This window comes from Blastococcus sp. SYSU D00813 (assembly GCF_054050735.1).
The window spans coordinates 67829-87393 of the sequence record NZ_JBJGZX010000009.1; the positions used below are offsets into that span (position 1 = coordinate 67829).

At 77.4% G+C, this 19565-nt stretch carries 22 protein-coding genes and 1 pseudogene; 12 read left to right on the forward strand and 11 right to left on the reverse strand.

The window, feature by feature from the left end:
* Positions 1 to 21 precede the first annotated feature (21 nt).
* From ACI8AX_RS08580 to ACI8AX_RS08595, 4 genes and pseudogenes are all read left to right on the forward strand, one after another.
* The gene (locus ACI8AX_RS08580; protein WP_456549379.1) at positions 22 to 1155 is read left to right on the forward strand and encodes a Rieske 2Fe-2S domain-containing protein; all 1134 of its coding nucleotides are present in this window, start codon (positions 22 to 24) and stop codon (positions 1153 to 1155) included.
* A complete protein-coding gene (locus ACI8AX_RS08585; protein WP_456549380.1) occupies positions 1152 to 1418 on the forward strand; it encodes a hypothetical protein in 267 nt (88 codons plus the stop codon). The genes ACI8AX_RS08580 and ACI8AX_RS08585 overlap by 4 nt, the downstream gene beginning before the upstream one ends.
* A gap of 19 nt (positions 1419 to 1437) precedes the next feature.
* Positions 1438 to 2382 (forward strand): annotated as a pseudogene (locus tag ACI8AX_RS08590) (PDR/VanB family oxidoreductase); the annotation flags it as partial.
* A 10-nt stretch (positions 2383 to 2392) separates the two neighbouring features.
* Entirely contained in the window at positions 2393 to 3181 is a 789-nt protein-coding gene (locus ACI8AX_RS08595) for an IclR family transcriptional regulator (protein WP_456549381.1), read from the forward strand.
* Here ACI8AX_RS08595 and ACI8AX_RS08600 read toward each other — a convergent pair.
* Both ACI8AX_RS08600 and ACI8AX_RS08605 read right to left on the reverse strand, forming a co-directional pair.
* On the reverse strand, positions 3171 to 4040 hold the full coding sequence (locus ACI8AX_RS08600) for an NAD-dependent epimerase/dehydratase family protein (RefSeq protein ID WP_456549382.1): 870 nt from the start codon (positions 4038 to 4040) through the stop codon (positions 3171 to 3173). The two genes, ACI8AX_RS08595 and ACI8AX_RS08600, sit on opposite strands and share 11 nt — an antisense overlap.
* Positions 4040 to 4966, reverse strand: a complete 927-nt coding sequence (locus tag ACI8AX_RS08605) for an EamA family transporter (protein WP_456549383.1) — start codon at positions 4964 to 4966, stop codon at positions 4040 to 4042. The genes ACI8AX_RS08600 and ACI8AX_RS08605 overlap by 1 nt, the downstream gene beginning before the upstream one ends.
* An 88-nt stretch (positions 4967 to 5054) precedes the next feature.
* Between ACI8AX_RS08605 and ACI8AX_RS08610 the strand changes: the two genes are divergently transcribed.
* Positions 5055 to 5564: a MarR family winged helix-turn-helix transcriptional regulator gene (locus ACI8AX_RS08610; RefSeq protein WP_456549384.1), complete on the forward strand. Its 510-nt coding sequence runs from the start codon at positions 5055 to 5057 to the stop codon at positions 5562 to 5564.
* Positions 5565 to 5568: 4 nt separating this feature from the next.
* Here ACI8AX_RS08610 and ACI8AX_RS08615 read toward each other — a convergent pair whose 3' ends face one another.
* Positions 5569 to 7023: an APC family permease gene (locus ACI8AX_RS08615; protein WP_456549385.1), complete on the reverse strand. Its 1455-nt coding sequence runs from the start codon at positions 7021 to 7023 to the stop codon at positions 5569 to 5571.
* Between the two features lie 49 nt (positions 7024 to 7072).
* Positions 7073 to 7924 (reverse strand): pyridoxal kinase PdxY, encoded by an 852-nt coding sequence (gene pdxY / locus ACI8AX_RS08620; RefSeq protein WP_456549386.1) that lies wholly within the window; start codon positions 7922 to 7924, stop codon positions 7073 to 7075.
* Between pdxY and ACI8AX_RS08625 the strand changes: the two genes are divergently transcribed.
* A complete protein-coding gene (locus tag ACI8AX_RS08625; protein WP_456549387.1) occupies positions 7923 to 8462 on the forward strand; it encodes an N-acetyltransferase family protein in 540 nt (179 codons plus the stop codon). The genes pdxY and ACI8AX_RS08625 overlap by 2 nt on opposite strands.
* A gap of 85 nt (positions 8463 to 8547) precedes the next feature.
* On the opposite strand, the gene ACI8AX_RS08630 is transcribed toward ACI8AX_RS08625, so the two are convergent.
* The 4 genes from ACI8AX_RS08630 to ACI8AX_RS08645 all read right to left on the reverse strand — a co-directional run bounded on the left by ACI8AX_RS08630 (position 8548) and on the right by ACI8AX_RS08645 (position 10792).
* Positions 8548 to 9150, reverse strand: coding sequence for a cysteine dioxygenase (locus tag ACI8AX_RS08630; protein ID WP_456549388.1), 603 nt, complete (start codon positions 9148 to 9150; stop codon positions 8548 to 8550).
* A 66-nt stretch (positions 9151 to 9216) separates the two neighbouring features.
* On the reverse strand, positions 9217 to 9339 hold the full coding sequence (locus tag ACI8AX_RS08635; RefSeq protein WP_456549389.1) for a putative leader peptide: 123 nt from the start codon (positions 9337 to 9339) through the stop codon (positions 9217 to 9219).
* Between the two features lie 43 nt (positions 9340 to 9382).
* Positions 9383 to 9826: a hypothetical protein gene (locus ACI8AX_RS08640; protein ID WP_456549390.1), complete on the reverse strand. Its 444-nt coding sequence runs from the start codon at positions 9824 to 9826 to the stop codon at positions 9383 to 9385.
* A gap of 36 nt (positions 9827 to 9862) precedes the next feature.
* Positions 9863 to 10792, reverse strand: a complete 930-nt coding sequence (locus ACI8AX_RS08645) for an LppW family protein (RefSeq protein ID WP_456549391.1) — start codon at positions 10790 to 10792, stop codon at positions 9863 to 9865.
* Positions 10793 to 11014: 222 nt separating this feature from the next.
* Here ACI8AX_RS08645 and ACI8AX_RS08650 point away from each other — a divergent pair, with 222 nt between their 5' ends.
* Together ACI8AX_RS08650 and ACI8AX_RS08655 are read left to right on the forward strand one after the other, a co-directional pair.
* Entirely contained in the window at positions 11015 to 12115 is a 1101-nt protein-coding gene (locus ACI8AX_RS08650) for a glycosyltransferase (protein WP_456549392.1), read from the forward strand.
* A 168-nt stretch (positions 12116 to 12283) separates the two neighbouring features.
* Positions 12284 to 12952 carry a hypothetical protein gene (locus ACI8AX_RS08655; RefSeq protein WP_456549393.1) on the forward strand — a complete coding sequence of 223 codons (669 nt, stop codon included), beginning with the start codon at positions 12284 to 12286 and terminating at the stop codon, positions 12950 to 12952.
* On the opposite strand, the gene ACI8AX_RS08660 is transcribed toward ACI8AX_RS08655, so the two are convergent.
* Complete coding sequence (locus ACI8AX_RS08660) at positions 12949 to 13440, reverse strand: SRPBCC family protein (protein WP_456549394.1); 492 nt, start codon at positions 13438 to 13440, stop codon at positions 12949 to 12951. The two genes, ACI8AX_RS08655 and ACI8AX_RS08660, sit on opposite strands and share 4 nt — an antisense overlap.
* Before the next feature lie 93 nt (positions 13441 to 13533).
* On the opposite strand from ACI8AX_RS08660, the gene ACI8AX_RS08665 reads away from it, so the two are divergent.
* Positions 13534 to 14739 (forward strand): CaiB/BaiF CoA transferase family protein, encoded by a 1206-nt coding sequence (locus ACI8AX_RS08665; RefSeq protein ID WP_456549395.1) that lies wholly within the window; start codon positions 13534 to 13536, stop codon positions 14737 to 14739.
* The gene (locus ACI8AX_RS08670) at positions 14736 to 15539 is read left to right on the forward strand and encodes an acyl-CoA thioesterase (RefSeq protein ID WP_456549396.1); all 804 of its coding nucleotides are present in this window, start codon (positions 14736 to 14738) and stop codon (positions 15537 to 15539) included. The genes ACI8AX_RS08665 and ACI8AX_RS08670 overlap by 4 nt, the downstream gene beginning before the upstream one ends.
* 3 nt (positions 15540 to 15542) lie before the next feature.
* Here ACI8AX_RS08670 and rocD read toward each other — a convergent pair whose 3' ends face one another.
* Entirely contained in the window at positions 15543 to 16760 is a 1218-nt protein-coding gene (rocD, locus tag ACI8AX_RS08675) for an ornithine--oxo-acid transaminase (RefSeq protein WP_456549397.1), read from the reverse strand.
* A gap of 129 nt (positions 16761 to 16889) precedes the next feature.
* On the opposite strand from rocD, the gene ACI8AX_RS08680 reads away from it, so the two are divergent.
* Both ACI8AX_RS08680 and ACI8AX_RS08685 read left to right on the forward strand, forming a co-directional pair.
* Entirely contained in the window at positions 16890 to 17252 is a 363-nt protein-coding gene (locus ACI8AX_RS08680; RefSeq protein WP_456549398.1) for an ArsR/SmtB family transcription factor, read from the forward strand.
* On the forward strand, positions 17249 to 17758 hold the full coding sequence (locus ACI8AX_RS08685) for an SRPBCC family protein (protein ID WP_456549399.1): 510 nt from the start codon (positions 17249 to 17251) through the stop codon (positions 17756 to 17758). Before ACI8AX_RS08680 ends, ACI8AX_RS08685 begins: the two co-directional genes overlap by 4 nt.
* Positions 17759 to 17858: 100 nt before the next feature.
* Here ACI8AX_RS08685 and ACI8AX_RS08690 read toward each other — a convergent pair whose 3' ends face one another.
* On the reverse strand, positions 17859 to 19544 hold the full coding sequence (locus ACI8AX_RS08690; RefSeq protein WP_456549400.1) for a Na+/H+ antiporter: 1686 nt from the start codon (positions 19542 to 19544) through the stop codon (positions 17859 to 17861).
* Between the last annotated feature and the right edge of the window lie 21 nt (positions 19545 to 19565).

Genomic DNA, 19565 nt, shown 5'->3' on the forward strand with positions numbered 1-19565 from the left:
CCGACCCCCGAGGAGACGAGCATGACGTCGATCGTCCGCGACCAGTGGTACGTGGCCGCCTACGGCCGCGAGGTCGGGCGCGAGCTGTTCAGCCGCACGATCTGCGGGGAGTCGATCCTCTTCTGGCGCACCGAGGCCGGCCAGGTCACGGCGATGAGCGACCGCTGCGTGCACCGCCGGTTCCCCCTGTCGGAGGCCCCCAGCCACCTGTCCGGCGACACGGTCGTGTGCGGCTACCACGGCTTCACCTACGGGGCCGACGGCGTCTGCGTCGCCGTGCCGGGGCAGACGCGCGTGCCGCGGACGGCACGCCTGAAGAGCTACCCCGTGGTCGAGCAGGACTCCTTCGTCTGGGTGTTCATCGGCGACCCGGAGGAGGCGGCGGGCACGCGCATCCCGCGGGCGCCGTGGCTGGACCAGGACGGCTGGGCGGTCGTGTCGGGCATGGAGCCGCTGGCCGCCCGCGCGAGCCTGCTGGTCGACAACCTCATGGACCTCTCCCACGAGACCTACCTGCACGGCGGGTACATCGGGACGCCGGAGGTCGCGCAGACCCCGATCACCACCGAGGTCGACGACGAGGCGGGCATCGTCTCCGTGAGCCGGCACATGGCCGACGCCGAGTGCCCGCCCTTCTACTCGAACAGCACGGGCCTGCAGGGGCGGATCTCCCGCTGGCAGGACATCGAGTTCACCCCGCCGTGCCTGTACAAGCTGCACTCCCGCATCGCCCCGGTCGGCTCCGTGCCGCGCGAGGACGGCAGCGACCCCGACGCCTTCCACGTCGAGGTCGTGTACGCCATCACGCCGGAGACCGAGCACTCCACGCACGACTTCTGGGCCGTCGCCCGCGACTTCGCCGTCGACGACGCAGACGTCTCGGCCTTCCTCGCCGAGAACAACCGCACCGTCGTCCTGCAGGACGTCGTCGCCCTCGACACGCTCGAACGGGTCATCGCCGGCGAGCCCGACGGCTACCAGGAGCTGTCGATCAACATCGACACCGGCGGGCTGGCCGCCCGCCGGATGATCGCCCGGCTGGCCGCGCAGGCCGACGGGACCCCGGCGGCGGCACCGGCGGCGGCACCGGCGGCGGCACCGGCGGCGGCACCGGCGGCGGCACCGGCGGCGGCACCGGCGCCGGCGGCCCGGTGAGCGCCGCGCCGTCCCGCGGGTCGCTGCCCGGCGCGGCGGTGGTCCGGGTCGAGTGGCTGCCCGGCTCCGACCGGCTGCGCGGCCGGTGCCACTGCGGCGCGGAGGCCGAGGGGGAGGACCCGGGCGCGATGTGGGAGTGGCTGCTCGCCCACCCGCGGCACCCCCGGGGCGGGCCCGGCGTCCCCCCGGCGCCCGCGGAGCTGCCGCCGCCGCCCGCGCACCTGACCAGCGGGCCGCGCCGCCGCGTGCCCGTGCCCGTCTGAGAGGAGAACCGTGCCCGACGAGGTGGAGCTGACGCTGCGCGTCGACCGCCGGACGACCGGGGCCGAGGGCGTCGTCGTCCTCGACCTGCGCGACCCGGCCGGCGCCGACCTGCCCGCCTGGGAGCCCGGGGCGCACGTCGACCTGCTGCTGACCGACGGGCTGACCCGGCAGTACTCGCTGTGCGGCGACCCGGCCGACCGCTCCGTGTGGCGGGTCGCGGTGCTGCGCGAGCGCGAGGGCCGCGGCGGGTCGGCGCACGTGCACGAGGAGCTGCACGAGGGCGCGGCCGTCGGCGTCCGCGGCCCGCGCAACCACTTCCCCCTGGTCGAGGCTCCCCGCTACCTGTTCGTGGCCGGGGGCATCGGCATCACCCCGGTCCTGCCGATGCTGCGCGCCGCCGAGGCCGCCGGCCGGGAGTGGGAGCTGCACTACGGCGGCCGCAGCCGCCGCTCGATGGCGTTCCTCGAGGCGCTGGAGGACGCGACGGGGCAGCGGGTCACGCTGCACCCGCAGGACGAGGTGGGCCTCATCGACCTCGACCGCCTGCTCGGGACGCCGCGGCCGGACACGCTGGTCTACTGCTGCGGCCCCGAGCCGCTGCTGGCCGCCGTCGAGGCCCGCTGCGCCGGCTGGCCCGAGGGCAGCCTGCACGTCGAGCGGTTCGCCCCCAAGGACGCCGGCGAGCCGGTGCGCACGGACGCCTTCGAGGTCGAGCTGGCCTCCGATGGGCGCGTGCTCACCGTCCCGCCGGAGCGGTCGGTGCTGCAGGTGCTCGAGGAGGCCGGCGTCGACGTCCTCTCCTCCTGCACCGAGGGCACCTGCGGCACCTGCGAGACCGGGGTGCTGGCCGGCGAGGTCGACCACCGCGACTCCCTGCTGACCCCCGCGGAGCAGGCCGCGAACGACACCATGTTCGTGTGCGTCTCCCGTGCGGCCGGCCCGAGGCTGGTGCTCGACCTCTGAGCGGCGTCCGGTGACCGGCGACCGGACCGCGGGCGGGAAGCTGCTCGCCGTCCTCGCCGCGTTCAGCCGCGAGCGCCCGGCCCTGACCCTCTCCGAGCTGGCCCGGGCGACCGGGCTGCCGCTGTCGACGGCGCACCGGGTGGTCGCGGAGCTGCGCGACTGGGGCGGCCTGGAGCGGGGCCCCGACGGCCGGCTGCGCGTCGGGCTGCGGCTGTGGGAGCTCGGCGCCCTGGCCCCGCGCGGGCTGGGCCTGCGCGAGGCGGCGCTGCCGTTCATGGAGGACCTCTACGAGGTGACCCACCAGAACGTGCAGCTGGCCGTCCGCGACGACACCGAGCTCGTGTTCGTCGAGCGGATCGCCGGGCGCGACGCGGTGCCGGTGCACACGCAGGTGGGTGGCCGCTTCGCGCTGCCGCCCACCGGGGTCGGGCTGGTGCTGCTGGCGCACGCGCCGGCCGAGGTGCAGGAGCGGGTGCTGGCCGGGCCGCTGCAGCGGTACACGGCGCACACCGTCACCGACCCGCGGCAGCTGCGCCGGGTGCTCGCCGAGGTCCGGCGCACGGGGGTGGCCGTGAGCGACCGGCAGGTGACCGCGGACGCCGTGTCCGTGGCCGCCCCGATCACCGCCGGGGACGACGTGGTCGCGGCCCTGTCGGTGGTCGTCCGCGGCGACTCCCCGGCCGCCGTCCGGGCGCTCACCCCCGGCGTCCGCGCCGCCGCGCGGGGCATCTCCCGGACGCTGGGCCCGGCGGCGGCGCGGACGTGGCCGGTGCACCCCGACGCGGCGGTCAGCGGCTGAGCACCCCGCTGCGGTCCAGGTCGGCGAGCAGGGTCGGCCCGGTCGGCTCCCAGCCGAGCTCGGCCCGCGCGAGGGCGCCCGTGGCCCGCTGGTCGAGCAGGAGGGCGGCGCCGAAGAGGCCCAGCCGGGCGACCGTCTCGGCGTCGGTGGAGCCCACCACATCGCCGGCGGCGGCCAGCCCGATCTCGCGCACGGTCGGGTTGTGCCCGCTGACGCCGAGGTACCAGCTGCCGGCCGGGGCCGACCGCAGCGCCAGCGCGTAGAGCCGGCCGAGGTCGGCGGCGTGCACGGTGGTCCAGTGCTGCTCGCCGCTGCCGGGGAGGACGACGGCGCCCCCGGCGGTGCGCGGGGCGTCGCGCAGCACCGCCGCGGGGATGCCCGCGCCGCCGTCGTGGACGATCCCCGGCGCGATGACGACCGACCGGACGCCGGTCGCGGCCGCCGCGCGCACCCGCGCCTCCAGCGGCACCCGCCACGCGGTCAGCTCCGGCGGGGCGGGCGGGGTCGACTCGTCGACGTCCCCGTCGCCGAGCACCCAGGCGCCGCCGGTGTGCACGTACGGCTTCCTGCTGCCGGCCAGCGCGGGGAGGACGGCGGCGAGCAGCGCGGCGTCGGCCGCGGCGCTGGTCGCGTCGCCGGGGGAGGCGGTGTGCACGAACCCGTCGGAGGCCCGCGCGGCCGCGGCGAGCAGGTGCCCGTCGGTCAGGTCGCCGCGGACGGGCGTGGCCCCGGCCGCGGCCAGCCGGGCGGCCGCCGCGTCGGTGCGGGCCAGCGCCGAGACGGTGTGGCCGTCGGTGAGCAGGGCGGGGAGGACGGCGGAGCCGATCAGGCCGGTTCCGCCGGTCAGGAAGACGTGCATCAGGGTCGGTCCTCTCGAGGGGTGGGGGTGGGGACGGGGGAGCGCTGGGCCAGGACGACGGTGGCCAGTGCGAGGGCCATGCCGGCCAGCTGGAGCGGGGTGAGCACCTGGTCGAGCAGCACCCAGCCCGCGGTCGCCGCGACGACGGGGGAGAGCAGGCCGAGGAAGCTGACCCGCGCGGTGGGCAGCGAGCCGACGCCGCGCAGCCACAGCACGTAGGCCAGCGCGGTGTTGACCGTGGCCAGGTAGAGCAGGCCGCCGGCCTGGCCGGCGGTCAGCGCGGGTGGCAGGCCCTCGGCGGCCAGCGCCAGCGGCAGCAGGAACAGCCCGCCGGCGGTGAGCTGCCAGCCGGTGAAGGCGAGCACCGGCACCGGCCGCCCCCACCGCTTGGTGAGGACGACGCCCGCGCCCATGCACGCGGTCCCGGCCAGGCCGGCGAGGACGCCGACGGGGTCGAGCGCGACCGGTCCGGTGACCACGATGAGGGCCACCCCGGCCACGCCGAGCAGGCCCAGCCGCAGGGTCCGGCCGCGCAGCCGCTCGCCGAGCAGCGGGACGGCGAGCACGGCGACGACCAGCGGCTGGGCGGCGCCGAGGACGGCCGCGACCCCGCCGGGCAGGCGGTAGGCCGCGACGAACAGCAGGGCGAAGAAGGCGCCCATGTTGAGCACCCCGAGCACGGCCGCCTTGCCCCACCAGGCGCCGCGGGGGAGCCGGCGCCCGAGGGCGACGAGCAGCAGCCCGGCGGGCAGCGCCCGCACCGTGGCGGCCAGCAGCGGGCGGTCGGGCGGCAGCCACTCGGTGGTCACCACGTAGGTCGTCCCCCAGGTCACGGGGGCGACGGCGGTCGCGAGGGTCAGGAGGCCGAGCCGGCGGTGGGCCGTCGGGACGGCCACCGGCAGGGGCAGGGCGGCGGTGGCGGTCATGACGAGATCGTTCGCCGTCATGTATCTCGATGTCAAGATATTTGAGCCCGGGTTTCTCACCGTCGTACGGGTGTGCGAGGATGGGGCCGTGACGGAGCGGGACGGCGTCGACGCGATCATCGACCAGTGGGCGGCCGAGCGGCCCGACCTCGAGACCGAGGCCATGGCGGTCTTCGGCCGGATCTACCGCGCCGCGCGCGTGGCCGGCGACGCCCAGGAGCGCTTCCACGCGCGGCACGGCATCACCCGCGCCGACTTCGACGTCCTCGCCACCCTGCGCCGGGCCGGTGGCTGGGAAGGCCTCTCCCCGGGCCGGCTCACCGCGGAGATGATGCTCAGCAGCGGCGGCATGACCAGCCGGCTCGACCGGTTGGAGCGGGCCGGGCACATCGTGCGCACCCCCGACCCGGCCGACCGGCGGGCCCTGATCGTCCGGCTCACCGAGAGCGGGCGGCGGCTGATCGACGAGGCGGTCGGCGCCGGGCTGGAGCAGCAGCAGCGGATGCTGTCCGACCTGCCCGCCGCGCGGCTGCGCCGGATCTCCGACGACCTGCGCGACCTGCTCGCCTCCGTGGAGCGGCACGCCGCCGAGCAGTGAGGGGTCAGCGGGCGCGCAGCCGCGAGTGCCGCCGGCCGTGGACGGCGTAGACCAGCCCGCCGAGCAGCAGCCACACGAGGAACCGCAGCCACGTCTCGACGCTCAGGTTGAGCATCAGGTAGAGGCAGGCCAGGGCCGAGACCGCCGGCAGCCAGGGCGACAGCGGCACCCGGAACGGACGGCGGAGGTCCGGGCGGGTCCGGCGCAGCACCGGCACGGCGGCCGAGACGAGCAGGAACGCGAACAGCGTGCCGATGCTCACCAGGTCGGCCAGCGTCCCCAGGGGCACCAGCGCGGCCAGCACCAGGACCAGCCCACCGAACAGCAGCGTGATCCGCACCGGCGTCCCGGTCCGCGGGCTCACCCCGGCGACGACCGGCGGCAGCAGCCCGTCCCGGCCCATCGCGAACCCGATCCGGCTGGCCGTCAGCAGGTCGACCAGGATCACCGACGTCAGCCCGGCGACGGCCGCCAGCGAGATCAGCGACGACGCCCACCCGGCGCCGACCTGGTCGAAGGCGTCGGCCAGCGGGGCGCCCTCGTCGAGGCGGTCGTAGCGGACCATGCCGACGACGACGAACGAGACCCCCACGTACAGCGCCGTCGACAGGGCGAGCGTGCCCAGCAGCCCCAGCGGCAGGTCGCGCGCCGGCCGCCGCGTCTCCTCCGACAGGTTCGCGACCGCCTCGAACCCGGTGTAGGCGAAGAACACCACCGCGGCCGCGGTGAGCACGCCGCCGACGCCGAAGGCCACGGGGTCCAGCCCCGCGACCGCCTCCAGCAGCGGCCGCGCGAGCCCGCCCTCGCCCTCGGCCGGCCGCGACGGCGGCACGAACGGCGTCAGGTTGGCGCCGGTGACGAACCAGGCGCCGGCCACCACGATGAAGACGCACACCGAGACCTTCACGACCACCAGCGCCGAGGTCACCCAGGCCGCCTCCCGGATGCCGAGCACCGCGACGGCGACCAGCACCACCACGATCAGCGCCGCGCCGACGTTCACCGGCGCGTCCTCGCCGAACAGCGACGTCGGCAGGTCGAGCAGGTTGCCGACGTAGCCCGACCAGCCGCGGGCCACGACGGCGGCGCCGAGGGCGAACTCGAGGAACAGGTCCCAGCCGATGATCCAGGCGACCAGCTCGCCGGCGGTGGCGTAGGCGTAGGAGTAGGCGCTGCCCGCGGTCGGCACCGAGGAGGCCAGTTCGGCGTAGCAGAGCGCCGCCAGCGCGGCGACGACCCCGGCCAGGGCGAACGACACCACGATCGCCGGGCCGGCGTTCTGCTTGGCCTGCACCCCGGTGAGCGTGAAGATCCCCGTCCCGATCACCACCCCGATGCCGAAGCCGACCAGGTGACGGGCGCTCAGCCGCCGGCGCAGCCCCCCGCTGCCGCCGGCCCCCTCGGCGTCGCCGGCCTCGGCACGGATGTCCTCGACCGACTTCGTCCGGAACAGGTCCACCCGGCCATGCTGGGTGCCCCGGCCCCGGACCGCGCGCCGGATGGGGCGCTCAGACCTCCTCGACCGGGAACGTCCGGCTCGGGGCGACGAACTCGTCCTGCGCGGCGACCAGCAGGATCTCCCGGGAGCCCGCGGCCTCGGTGGCGGCGAGCAGGCCGTGCACCGACGCCGCGGCCCGGGTGACCGCCTCGGCGGCCGAGCGGGTGTCCAGCCAGTGGGCGAGGAACAGCGCGGCGATGGCGTCGCCGGCGCCGTTGACCGAGACGTCCAGCCGCGGCGTGCGCACCCGCCAGTGCCGCCCGCCCTCGGAGGCGAGCAGGTCGACGGCGTCGTCCGGGGTGTCCTCGGCGACCAGCGAGGTGGTGAGCACCACCCGCGGCCCGAGGGCCTGCACGGCGGCGACGGCGTCCTTGACCGAGGCCAGCGAGCCGGTGGTCTGCCCCGAGAGCAGGTCGAGCTCGTAGTGGTTGGGGGTGACCAGGTCCGCGGCGGGGACGGCGACCTCGCGCATGAACTCCGGGATGCCGGGGCGGACGAAGACCCCGCGGCCGACGTCGCCGATCACCGGGTCGCAGCAGTAGACCGCCGCCGGGTTGGCCGCGCGCACCCGGGCGACGGTGCCGACGACGGCGTGCCCGATGTCGGCCGACCCGAGGTAGCCCGACAGCACGGCGTCGCAGCCGCCGAGCACCCCGCGCTCGGCGATGCCCTCGACGACCTCGTCGACCGCCTGCCCGTCGAAGACCCGGCCGCGCCACTCGCCGTAGCCGGTGTGGTTGGAGAACTGCACGGTGTGCACGGGCCACACCTCGATCCCCAGCCGCTGCAGCGGGAACACGGCGGAGGAGTTGCCGACGTGACCGTAGGCGACGTGGGACTGGATCGACAGGACGGCGGTCATGGCCCCGTACCGTGCCACAGTGCTCGTCCGCGACGCCGTCCCGTCCGACGCCGGCCGCTGTGCCGAGGTCTACGCCCCCTACGTCACCGGCGCCACGATCTCGTTCGAGACCGAGCCGCCGTCGCCGGCGGAGATGGCGGCGCGGATCGCCCGGGCGCAGGAGCGGCACGCCTGGCTGGTCGCCGAGGACGGCGGGACGGTCGTCGGCTACGCCTACGGCGGCGAGTGGATGTCGCGGGCGGCGTACCGCTGGACCTGCACGGTCAGCGTGTACGTGGAGACCGGCCGGCGGCGCACCGGCGCGGGCCGGGCGCTGTACGAGGCGCTGTTCGAGCGGCTGGCCGCCCGCGGCCACCGCACCGCGCTGGCCGGGGTGACGCAGCCGAACCCGGCCAGCGAGGGGCTGCACCGGGCGCTGGGCTTCGAGCCGGTCGGCACCTTCACCCGGGTCGGGTACAAGCACGGGCGCTGGCACGACGTCACCTGGTTCCAGCGGCCGCTCACCGACGAGGCGGGCCCGCCGGCGCCGCTGCGCTGACCGGACGGGGTCGCGCCCGGGCGGCGCCGTCCCTCCGTCGGACGGTGCCGCCCGGGCGCGGGCTCGGGGGGTCAGGCCCGCGTCGTCACCAGTCGACGCCGGCCCGCTCGGTGCCGGTGCGCTGCAGGCCGCAGCCGGCGATCCGGTAGGTGTTCATGACGGTCAGCCGCGGCGTGTACACGTGCACGCTCACCGCCGGGAGCACACCGACGTTGGAGACCTGGTGCACGTGGTGCGGCCCGAACGGGCGCACCCGGCCGGCCGACAGCAGGGTCTCGTCGTCGCGCACGCCGCCGGTGCGCGTCTCGGCGACGCTGAGCTCGGTGAGCGCGCCGTGCACGACGGCGAACGCGCCCGCCGACCCGCCGTGGTCGTGCAGCGGCGTGCCCTGGCCGGGCAGCCAGGACAGCAGCCACACCTGGGCGGCGGCCAGGTCGTCGTGCAGGGCCGGGTCCACGGCCGCGGCGGCGGTCGCCGGGTCGAGCAGGTGGGTCCACCGGCCGGCCGGCCGGTACTCGACGAGGGCGGCCCAGGCGGGGGCGTTGGCGGCCAGCGCGGCGGCCAGGGCCGCGGCGCTCGTCCGCCGGGCGGTGACCTCGTCGGCGGGGCGTCGGACGGGGGTGGTGGAGGTGATCGTGCGGAGGAGGTCGGCGGCGGGGGAGGGCAGGGCGGCGGTGCTGAGGGTCACGGGGGTCCTGACGGGAGGCGCGGCTCCGCTCGGGGAGCTCGCGGGGGGAACGGGGGATCGGCGGCGTCAGGAGGCCGGACACAGCGCGCTGGCGACCCGCAGCAGGTCCACGGCGGACCGGCGGTACAGGGCGGGGGTCGCGGGCACGTCGGCGAGCCAACGCCACGGCGCAAAGCCTGTCAAGTCCATCGGGTTGATGGGAATTTCGTGTCGGGTCGCCGCGCCGGTTCCCTCACGGGCAGCCGTCGGTGACCAGCACGGCCGTCGCGGCCGCGCCCAGGGCGTCGACCTCCGTGGCCAGCCGGCGCAGCGGCACCGGGTGCGGCGACCGCAGCAGCGCGGTCAGGCGCCGGGTCGCGCGGGCGACGCGCTCGCGGGCCGCCCGCTCGTCCTCGCCGGGCAGCCCGTCGACGCCGAAGGGCTCGCCGAGCTCGGCGCACAGACCGGGCAGCCGGCGCAGGAGGTCGGCGCAGCCGGCCGCGAGCCGCCACCAGGTGCCCGCCGCCAGGGGTGCCGGGGCTCGGCCGCCGGCGTCGGCCCACCGGAGCAGAGCCACGACGTCGGCCCACACGGCGTCCGAGACGACGCACGTCACCGCCGAGCAGTCCGGCGGCCGGTGGGCGAGGACCGTGGCGTGCGCGGTCGTGGGGTCGAAGAGCCAGTGGCGTCCGTCCATGCCGCCAGGCTCGCGCCCCCGGGTGGGAGGGGCCGGTCAGCGGACTGGGAGCTGCCTGGCAGCGGTCGCCGCGACCAGCGCGCCGGCCGCCCGGTCGAGCGCGGCCCGGGCCGCCGGCCAGGGGGTGCCCGCCGGGAACTCGCCGAGGAGGACGACGACCCGGCCGTCGGCCAGCAGGCCGGCCGAGTGCAGGTGCCGGCGGCCGCCGACGCAGCACATCCACCCCTGCTTGGCCGCGACCGCCCCCGCCGCCCCGAGCACGCCGAAGACCTGGTCGAAGCCGTCGGCGGCCACCGGGCTCACCCCGCGCAGCAGGTCGCGGATCGACGCGTCGACCGGCCGGGTGCCGCGGGCGACGGCGGAGAGCACCACCGCCACGTCCCAGGCCGTCGTCGGCGCCAGGCCCCACTGGCCGCGCACGGGTGGCGGCCCCGTGCCGATCAGCCCGTGGCGCGCGCCGGCGGCCGTCACCAGGGCGGCGCCGTCGTGGCGCACCCACAGCGCGCTCATCGCCGCGTCGTCGGACCGGGTGAGCGCCCGCGCCATGAGGGCCAGGTCGTCCCAGGTGAGCGGCGCCGTCCCGGCGGTGAGCCGGGTCAGGAGCTCCTCCACGACCAGCAGCTTGACCAGCGACGCGGTGGGCAGCTGCCGGCCGGGATCGGCGGCGGTGAGCAGGTGGCCGTCGGGGGACAGGACGACGGCGCTGATCGACCCGCCGGCGGCCCGCGCGGCGTCGGCGACCTCCGGGGGCGGGGGCACCGGCTCCGGCGGCGGGGGTGGTGCGGGGTCACCGGCCGGTCCGGCCGGCTGCGCGGCGCCGGTGCCGCCGGCCGCCTCCGGCGGCTGCGCCGCGTCGCAGGGCAGCACGGGCACGAGCGCGAGCCCGCCGGCGACCACCAGCGTGGCCACCCAGCACAGGACCCTGCGGTGCGACGCCCGGGCGGCGGGCGCCGCGGCGCGGCGCATGGCCCGCAGGCTCCTCCCCGAACCTGTGAGGAAGCTGTGATCCGGGTGGCCGTCCCGGGGCGACACGCCCGACACGGCCGACCGGGCAACGGCGCGGAAACGGAGCGGCCCCGGGTGGGGCGCGGTGGTAACCGGATCTCGTCCCGGACGTCACCCCGGCGACACGGCGCACCGGCAGCCTGGGCGCATGAGCCGACGCCGCCCCGGGTGCCGGGACCGCGCATGAGGATCGCCCTGGTCACCGCCGGGGGTGAGACCTCCGGCGGCGTGGCGTACACGCTCGCGCTGGCCGGGGCGCTCGTCCGCGCCGGGGCCCGGGTCACCGTCTGGTCGCTCGCCGGCGCCGGCCGCTCCGGGCCGGTGGACCCGGCCGTGCGGGTCCGGACCGTGCCCTTCCCGGACGTGCCGGGGGAGGACGGCGGAGCGCGGGACCTCCGGGCGGTCACCGCGCTGGGGACGGCGTTCGCGGCGGCGGGGGAGGAGTACGACGTCGTCCACGCCCAGGACGCGGTCGGCGCCGGCGCGGTCCCCTCCTGCGTGCGCACCGTGCACTCCCTCGACGGCGCCGCCGGGCCGGCCGGCCCCGCCGGGCGGGCGGCCGTGCCGCCGCGGGCGGTGTTCTGCCGGTCGGCGGCGGTCGGCGCCGCGGTCCGCGCCGAGCCGGGTCACGCGGTGACCGTCGTCCCCGCCGGGGTGGACGCCGGCCGCTTCGCCGCGGCCGCCGGGACCCAGGGCGCCGCCGGCCGGGGGCGCTGGCGGGCCCGGCTGGGCCGCTACGTCCTGGCGGTGGGCGGCGTCGCGCCGCGGCCGGGCCTGCTGGACGTGGTCGAGGCGATGGCGACCGTCCAGCTGGTGCGCCCCGACGTCACCCTGGTCGTCGCGGGCGGTGACGGCCTCCCCGGTCCCCGGGGTGCCCGGGCCGTGCTCGACGCCCGGGCGCAGGAGCTGGAGGTCTACCCGCTGGTCCTCGGCGACGTGCCGGCCGACGAGCGGGCCGCCCTGGTGGCCGCGGCCGACGTCGTGGTGCTCCCGACGGCCGGGGACGGGTCCGGGGTGGCCGGCCTGGAGGCGCTGGCCGCCGGGGTGCCCGTCGTGGCCCGCGACCTGCCGCTGTGGCGCGAGGTCCTCGGCGACACCGCGGCCCTCGCCTCCTCCCCGGCCCGCCTCGCTGCCGCGGTGCTCGCCGCCGGCGACCCCGACCCGGCACGGGTCGCCGCCGGCCGGGCGCGGGCCGCGGGGCACACCTGGGAGGCCGCCGCCCGGGCCCACCTGCGCTGCTACGCGGCCCTGGTCGCCGAGGCGCGCCAGGCCGCCGCCGTGTGACGCGACAAACGGGCAACCCTTGCTGCCGTTCCCGGCAGAAGCTGGCAGAAGTGGGAGTGGAGGCACCCGGCCCCCGCGCCGATATCCCAGCGTCGGACCGAGCCGGGATCGACCAGCGCCGGAGCAGACGGCACGGAACGGGGGTGCGCGGTGCAGGGGTCGGGGCCGGTGCGGGACCTGGGGACCGCCGAGCAGGTGGCCACCGGGCCGGCCTGGTGGCTGGTCGACGGCGCCGACCGCGTGGTCGCCGGTCCCTACGCCGACCAGGGCGAGGCGGTCTGGGCCGCAGGCCCGCTGGGCCCCGAGGGCGCCGGCGGGGGCGCGCCGGCCTACGGCATGCGGCGCGAGACCGGCCGGCTGGCCCGCCGTCCGTCCCCGGAGGACCGCGCGTGGCTGGCCGACCTGTCCGGTGAGCTCGAGCGGGTCGGCGAGGAGTGGGACCCGCTGGTCGACGACGCCTCCCCGCTGGTCGGCCTGCTGTGCCAGCTCGGTGCCTCCCTCGTGGAGGTCGGCCTGCCGCTGCACGACTGCAGCGGCCGCACGGCCACCCGGTCGCGCGGCGGGGTGTGCCTGACCCCCAGCCCGCTGGAGGACGGCGTCGTCGTCGCCTGGACCCAGCACCTGCGCACCACGCGGGAGGCGCCGCGCTCCCCGGAGACCGAGCGCTGGCTGCAGGAGACGATGAACCGGACCCTGACGAGCCTGCTCACCGGCCTGGGCTTCACCACCGCGCCGTTCGGCGGGAGCAGCGCGGCGCTGGTGACCGGCCGCCGGGCGACGACCGGGTCCGCCGGGGACGCGACCGGGGACGCCGCCGAGGACGCCGGGGAGGGCTAGGCGGGGCGCTCGGCGGCCAGGTGCGCGCCGAGGTTGCGCAGCGCCTTGCGCAGCTGTCCGCCGGCGAACCGGACGAGCAGCGCCCCGACGAAGCCAGGGCTGGTCTCCTGGGCCATCGTGTAGTCGACCCGCGTGCCGGACCCCTCGGGGGTCAGGACGAAGTCCTCGGCCAGCGCGGTCACGGCCGGCAACCCGGCCTCGTCGACCCGGAAGGCCCAGTGGCGGCCCGGCTCCCAGGCGAGCACGGTCTCCAGGAACCGCGAGCCGCGCGCGAACACCTCGCGCTGCGAGCCCACGCCGTGCGGCCCGGGGGTGAGGTAGCGGCCGGCGTCGGTGAAGCCGGGGAACCAGGCGCCCCAGCCGGCCGGGTCCTCGGCCAGCGCGGCGAAGACGGCCTCCGGGGAGGCCGGCAGGACGTCGCTCACGGTCACGCGGTGCTTCGCGGTCCGGGTGAAGTCCAGGTCGACGGCGCGCAGGGTCCTCGGCATGAGGGGCACCGTAGACGGCCCGGTACCGCTTCCGGGAGGGCCGGCGGCTCCGCTGCCGGGGACGGCGGGCGGCGGTCGTTACGGTGACCTGCCGTGGACCCCGCGCCGACCGGCCTCCCCCCGGACCCCCGCCCCGACGTCCGCCCGGCCGCGGGCCCGCTGCGCGGGATCCGCGTCGTCGAGCTGGCCGGGCTGGGGCCGGGCCCGTACGCCGGGATGCTGCTGGCCGAGCTCGGCGCCGACGTCCTGCGGGTCGACCGGCCCGGCGGCGGGTCGGTGCTGCTGCCGCCGCAGCGCGAGCTGCTGCACCGCAGCCGGCCGTGTGCCGCGGTCGACCTGAAGCGTCCCGAGGGGCGGGACCTGGTCCTGCGGCTGCTCGACTCCGCCGACGTCCTCGTCGAGGGCCTGCGACCGGGGGTGACCGAGCGGCTGGGCCTGGGACCGGACGACGCGCTGGCCCGCAACCCGCGGCTGGTCTACGCCCGGATGACCGGCTGGGGGCAGACCGGCCCGCGCGCGACCGAGGCCGGGCACGACATCAACTACCTCGGGCTGACCGGCGCGCTGCACGCCATCGGACCCGCCGACCGGCCCGTGCCGCCGCTCAACATCGGCGCGGACTTCGGCGGCGGGTCGCTGTTCCTGGTGGTCGGGGTCCTGGCGGCGCTGCTGGAGCGCGCCGGCAGCGGCCGGGGCCAGGTGGTCGACGCGGCGATGGTCGACGGCGCCAGCTCGCTGGTGACGATGGTCCAGGGGATGCTCGCCGCCGGCCTGTGGCAGGACCGCCGCGAGGCCAACCTGCTCGACGGCGGCGCGCCGTTCTACACGACCTACGCCTGCGCCGACGGCCGGCACGTCGCCGTCGGCGCGCTGGAGCCGCAGTTCCACGCCCGCCTGCTGGAGGGCCTCGGGCTGACCGGGCAGCTGTCGGCCCAGCACGACGTCGCCTCCTGGCCGCAGCACCGGGCCGCGATCGCCGCCGTGTTCGCCACCCGCACGCGGGACGAGTGGGCCGCGCACTTCGCCGGCACCGATGCGTGCGTCACCCCGGTCCTCGGCCTGGGGGAGGCGCCGCACGACCCGCACCTGGCCGCGCGGGGGAGCTACCTCGAGGTCGACGGCGTCGCCCAGCCCGGCGTGGCCCCGCGCTTCTCGCGCACCCCCGGCGCGGTGCGCAGCGGACCGCGGTCCCCCGGCCAGGACACCCGGACGGCGCTGGCCGCCTGGGGCGTGCCCGGCGACGAGGTGCAGCGCCTGCTCGACGACGGCGTCGTGACGCAGGCCGGCGAGGCGCGGTGACCGCCGTCGAGGGGACCCCGCTGGCCGCGCTGCTCTCGGTGCGCGAGCTGGGGACCGACCGCTGGGTGGCCGAGGAGCTGGCCCCGGGGCGGCACAACGGCCTGTACGGCGGCCAGGTCGCGGCCCAGGCGCTGGTGGCCGCCGCCCGCACGGTCGACGGCGAGCGCGCCCCGCACTCGCTGCACGGCTACTTCCTGCGCCGCGGCGACGCGCGGCTGCCCGTGCGGTTCGACGTCGACCGCGACCGCGACGGCCGCTCCTACTCGGCGCGCACCGTCGTGGCCCGGCAGGAGGAGCGCGTCGTCTTCCGGATGACGGCGTCCTTCACCCGCCCCGAGGAGGGCCCCGACCGGCAGGCGGTGGCGATGCCGGGGGTCGCCGGGCCGGAGGAGGCGCAGCCGCTCCCGCCGATCCTGCCCGGCGTCGAGGTCCGCGACCCCGGCCCCCGGGCCGAGCGGCAGCACCCGATGCGGACCTGGGTCCGCGTCCCCGGTGCCGGGGCGGAGGACCCGCTGCACGCGGCGGCCGCGCTCGTCTACGTCTCCGACCTGTTCAGCGGGCTGGCCGCGCTCATCGGCCCGCGGGTGCGCGCCATGGCGAGCCTCGACCACGCCGTGTGGTTCCACCGGCCGGTGCGCCTGGACGACTGGGTGCTCATGGACCACGTCGGCAGCTCGGTGGCCGCCGGCCGCGGCTGGTACACGAGCACGCTGTTCGACCGCTCCGGGGCAGCGCTGGCCAGCGCGGCCCAGGAGATGGTCGTCCGGGAGGCCCGGGACCCGGAGGACGCCGCGACGTAGCGGTCAGCCGGCCCGGAGCACGGCGGCCAGCTGCTCGACCGCCCAGTCGACCTCGGCGGCGGACACCACCAGCGGCGGGGCGAGCCGGATCGTGGCGCCGTGGGTGTCCTTGGTGAGCACCCCGCGGGCGGCCAGCCGGCGGCAGGCCTCGCCGCCGGTCATCAGCGCCGGGTCGACGTCCACGCCGGCCCACAGCCCGCGGGTGCGCACCGCGGTCACGCCGGCGCCGACCAGCCCGCCGAGCCGGCCGGCCAGCCGCGCGCCGAGCTCGCGCGCCCGGGCCTGGTACTCGCCGGTGGCCAGCAGCCGCACCACCGCGTGCCCGACGGCGCAGGCCAGCGGGTTGCCGCCGAACGTGGAGCCGTGGCTGCCGGGGGTGACGACGCCGAGGACGTCGGCGCGCGCCACGACCGCCGACACCGGCAGGATCCCGCCGCCCAGCGCCTTGCCCAGCACGTAGACGTCGGGCCGCACGCCCTCGAGGTCGCAGGCGAAGGTGCTCCCGGTGCGGCCGAGGCCGGACTGGACCTCGTCGGCGAGGAACAGGACGCCGGCCTCGTCGCACGCGGCCCGGACGGCGGCCAGGTAGCCCGCCGGCGGGACGACGACCCCCGCCTCGCCCTGCACCGGCTCCAGCAGGACGGCGACCGTGTCGGGGGTCAGCGCAGCCCGCAGCGCCGCGGCGTCCCCGAACGGGACGACGTCGAAGCCGGGGGTGAACGGGCCGAAGCCGTCACGCGCCACGGGGTCGGTGGAGAACCCGACGATCGTCGTCGTCCGGCCGTGGAAGCCGCCCGCGGCGACGACGACCCGCGCCCGGCCGTCGGGCACGCCCTTTCGCCGGTACCCCCAGCGGCGGGCCACCTTGATCGCCGTCTCCACGGCCTCGGCGCCGGTGTTCATCGGCAGCACGAGGTCCATGCCGGCCAGGGCGGCGAGGTCGCGCGCGAAGGGGCCGAGCCGGTCGTTGCCGAAGGCCCGGCTGGTGAGCGTGACCCGGTCCAGCTGCTCGCGGGCCGCGGCGACCAGGGCCGGGTGGCGGTGGCCGAAGTTCAGCGCCGAGTAGCCGGCCAGGCAGTCGAGGTAGCGGCGGCCCTCGACGTCGGTCACCCAGGCGCCGGAGGCCTCGGCGACGACGACCGGCAACGGCGCGTAGTTGTGCGCGGTGACCGCCTCGGCCAGCGCGACGTGCTCGGAGGTGGCGGACAGGAGCGTGCCCATGGCGCATCGTCTGCCGCTCCGGCGGCGCGCGGAAGGGGGTGGCGCGTGCTCAACCGAACGGTTGACAACCGCAGGGTGCCGGTCCTACCGTCTTCCTCAACCGGTCGGTTGAGCAAGCAGGAGGTCGGCATGGCGGCGGACCCGCTGTCTCGGGTGTTCGCGGCCCTGGCCGACCCGACCCGCCGGGACATGGTGGCGCGGCTGACGCTCGGGGACGCGACGGTCAACGAGCTGGCGGCGCCGTACGACATCAGCCTCCAGGCGGTCTCCAAGCACGTGCGCGTGCTCGAGGACGCGGGGCTGGTGAGCCGCAGCCGGTCGGCCCAGCGCCGGCCGGTGCACCTGGAGGCGGAGGTGTTCGACCTGATGACCACGTGGCTCGAGCGCTACCGGCGCGCCGCGGAGGAGCGCTACTCCCGTCTCGACGACGTCCTGGCGGCGATGCCGGACGACGACAGCCCCACCCCACCCCGAGGAGGAGCACGGCCATGAGCACGCCCACCACCAACCAGACGCAGATCGTCCTCGACCCCGAGGTCCCCCTGGTGCGGATCACCCGCGAGTTCGACGCACCGCCCGCGAAGGTCTTCCGGGCGCACACCGACCCCGAGCTGGTGAAGCGCTGGAACGGCCCGCGCGGCCACGAGATGCGGGTCGACTCCTGGGACTGCCGGACCGGCGGCTCCTACCGCTACGTGCACACCGCCGCTGGCGAGGAGGCCGGCGGGGAGGGCGGGGGCGAGTACGCGTTCCGCGGCTGCTTCCACGAGATCCGGCCCGACGAGCTGATCGTGCAGACCTTCACCTGGGAGGGCATGCCCGACGGCGTCGCCCTGGAGAAGATGGTGCTCGAGGAGCTGCCCGGCGGCCGCACGCGGCTGACCGCCACCTCGCTGGTCGACTCGTTCGCCGACCGGGACGCCTTCGTGGCCAGCGGCATGGAGACCGGGGTCGTCGAGGGCTACGAGCGGCTCGACGAGGTGCTCGCCGGCGGCTGAGCCGGCCACTCCGCGGGTCGTCTCCGGACGTTGCCGGCCCGATCCGGCCGGCAACGTCCCGAACCCGCCGGCAGAGTCGTCGCCTGACCGAGCGGCTGCCCTAGGCCGGGCGGGAGGGCAGCAGCCCCTCCTGGTGGTCCAGCTCGCGCTCGAGGATCCGCAGGCTCGCGTCGGGCAGCCGGCCGGCGTCGCGCCAGCGCAGCAGCTCCTGCCGCTCGGCCTCCAGCACCGCCCGCCGGACGCTGAGGGCCGCCTCGTACTCCGGCGACACCGGGATCTCCCCGCCCTCGGCGAACTGCAGGACCGACAGCCGGCGCTCGTAGCGCTCCAGCCGGCCCTGCAGCGCGGCGCGCAGCCCGTCGATCGCCTGGTCCTCCAGGTCGGTGTGCTGCTCGCCGTCGAGCTCCTCCAGCCGCGCCAGCCCGGCCCGCACGGCGGCGGTGCGGGCCTGGTTGCGCAGCCGGGCCTCGTCGGCGGCGTCGGCCCGGACCCCGAGCGCCCGGACGAGCGGGGCGAAGGTCAGCCCCTGCCCGACCAGCGTGACCAGCACGGCGACGAAGGCGCAGAACAGCAGCAGGTCGCGGTCGGGGAACGGGTCGCCGGCGTCGGTGGTGAGCGGGAGCGTGAAGATCGCCGCCAGGCTGATGACGCCGCGGGTGCCCGCCCAGCTCAGCACGGTGATCTCGCGCCAGGACAGCCGCCGCTCGCTGGTCCGCCCGCTCCACGCCGTCGCCGACCGGCCCCCGACGTGCGGGGACCCCTCGTCGGCGACGTCGCCGCCCAGGCGGGTGTGCATCCAGCCGGGCAGCGACTCGGTGAGCAGCAGCCACAGCGGCCGCAGCAGCAGCATGACGCCGACCGTGATCGCCACGGCGGTCACGATCGTGGACACCGCGTACTGGCCCAGCCCGCCGATGACCGCCGGCAGCTGCAGCCCGATCAGCAGGAAGACGACGCCCTCGAGCAGGAAGTCGACCAGCCGCCACACCGCCCGGGTCTGCAGCCGGGTCTGCCCGGACTGCCAGTACGGCGCGTTGTGCCCGATGACGAGCCCGGCGACGACGACGGCGAGCACCCCCGAGACGTGTACCGACTCGGCGAGCAGGTAGGCGACGAACGGGGTGGCCAGCGAGAGCGCGTTCGACGCCAGGGGGTCGCGGCGCAGCACCCGCAGCGGGCGGACGCCGTAGGCGACGACGAGCCCGGCCGCGACCCCGCCGGCGGCCGACAGCGCGAACTGGCCGGCCGCGGCCGGCGTCGAGAACCCGTCGCCCTCCGCGGCGGCCACGGCCACCGTGAGCAGGGTCAGCGCGGTCGCGTCGTTGAGCAGGCCCTCGCCCTGGATCAGGGTGAGCAGCCGCGGCGGCAGCCCCACCCGGCGGCCGACGGCCAGCGCGGCCACCGGGTCCGGCGGGGCGACCGCGGCGCCCAGCGCGATCCCCGCCGCCAGCGTGGCGCCGGCGACGAAGAGGGCGAACCCGATGCCGATGAGCACCGCCGTGGCGAACACCAGCAGGACCGAGAGGCTGACCACCGTCCGCAGGTTCTTGCGGATCGCCAGCAGCGAGGAGTCCAGCGCCGCGCTGTACAGCAGCGGCGGCAGGACGAGCGTCAGGACCAGGTGCGGGTCCAGGACGACGTTCGGCCCCGGCAGGTAGGCGTAGGCGATCCCCGCGAGGGTGAGCAGCGCCGCCGCCGGCAGCCCGGTGTGCTCGGCCACCCAGTGGACGACGACGGTGACGGCGACCGCCGCCAGGAGCATGAGGAGGACGGTCTCGGCACCCACCGTCACAGCCTGCCAACCCGG

Bases quoted from the DNA above. Each gene is read 5' to 3' on its own strand.
- ACI8AX_RS08605 (WP_456549383.1), bottom strand. From the start codon at position 4,966: ATGACCGCCACCGCCGCCCTGCCCCTGCCGGTGGCCGTCCCGACGGCC.
- ACI8AX_RS08685 (WP_456549399.1), top strand. From the start codon at position 17,249: ATGAGCACGCCCACCACCAACCAGACGCAGATCGTCCTCGACCCCGAG.
- ACI8AX_RS08635 (WP_456549389.1), bottom strand. From the start codon at position 9,339: ATGGACTTGACAGGCTTTGCGCCGTGGCGTTGGCTCGCCGACGTGCCC.
- ACI8AX_RS08660 (WP_456549394.1), bottom strand. From the start codon at position 13,440: ATGCCGAGGACCCTGCGCGCCGTCGACCTGGACTTCACCCGGACCGCG.
- ACI8AX_RS08680 (WP_456549398.1), top strand. From the start codon at position 16,890: ATGGCGGCGGACCCGCTGTCTCGGGTGTTCGCGGCCCTGGCCGACCCG.
- ACI8AX_RS08580 (WP_456549379.1), top strand. From the start codon at position 22: ATGACGTCGATCGTCCGCGACCAGTGGTACGTGGCCGCCTACGGCCGC.
- ACI8AX_RS08645 (WP_456549391.1), bottom strand. From the start codon at position 10,792: ATGCGCCGCGCCGCGGCGCCCGCCGCCCGGGCGTCGCACCGCAGGGTC.
- ACI8AX_RS08640 (WP_456549390.1), bottom strand. From the start codon at position 9,826: ATGGACGGACGCCACTGGCTCTTCGACCCCACGACCGCGCACGCCACG.
- pdxY (WP_456549386.1), bottom strand. From the start codon at position 7,924: ATGACCGCCGTCCTGTCGATCCAGTCCCACGTCGCCTACGGTCACGTC.
- ACI8AX_RS08625 (WP_456549387.1), top strand. From the start codon at position 7,923: ATGGCCCCGTACCGTGCCACAGTGCTCGTCCGCGACGCCGTCCCGTCC.
- rocD (WP_456549397.1), bottom strand. From the start codon at position 16,760: ATGGGCACGCTCCTGTCCGCCACCTCCGAGCACGTCGCGCTGGCCGAG.
- ACI8AX_RS08600 (WP_456549382.1), bottom strand. From the start codon at position 4,040: ATGCACGTCTTCCTGACCGGCGGAACCGGCCTGATCGGCTCCGCCGTC.
- ACI8AX_RS08650 (WP_456549392.1), top strand. From the start codon at position 11,015: ATGAGGATCGCCCTGGTCACCGCCGGGGGTGAGACCTCCGGCGGCGTG.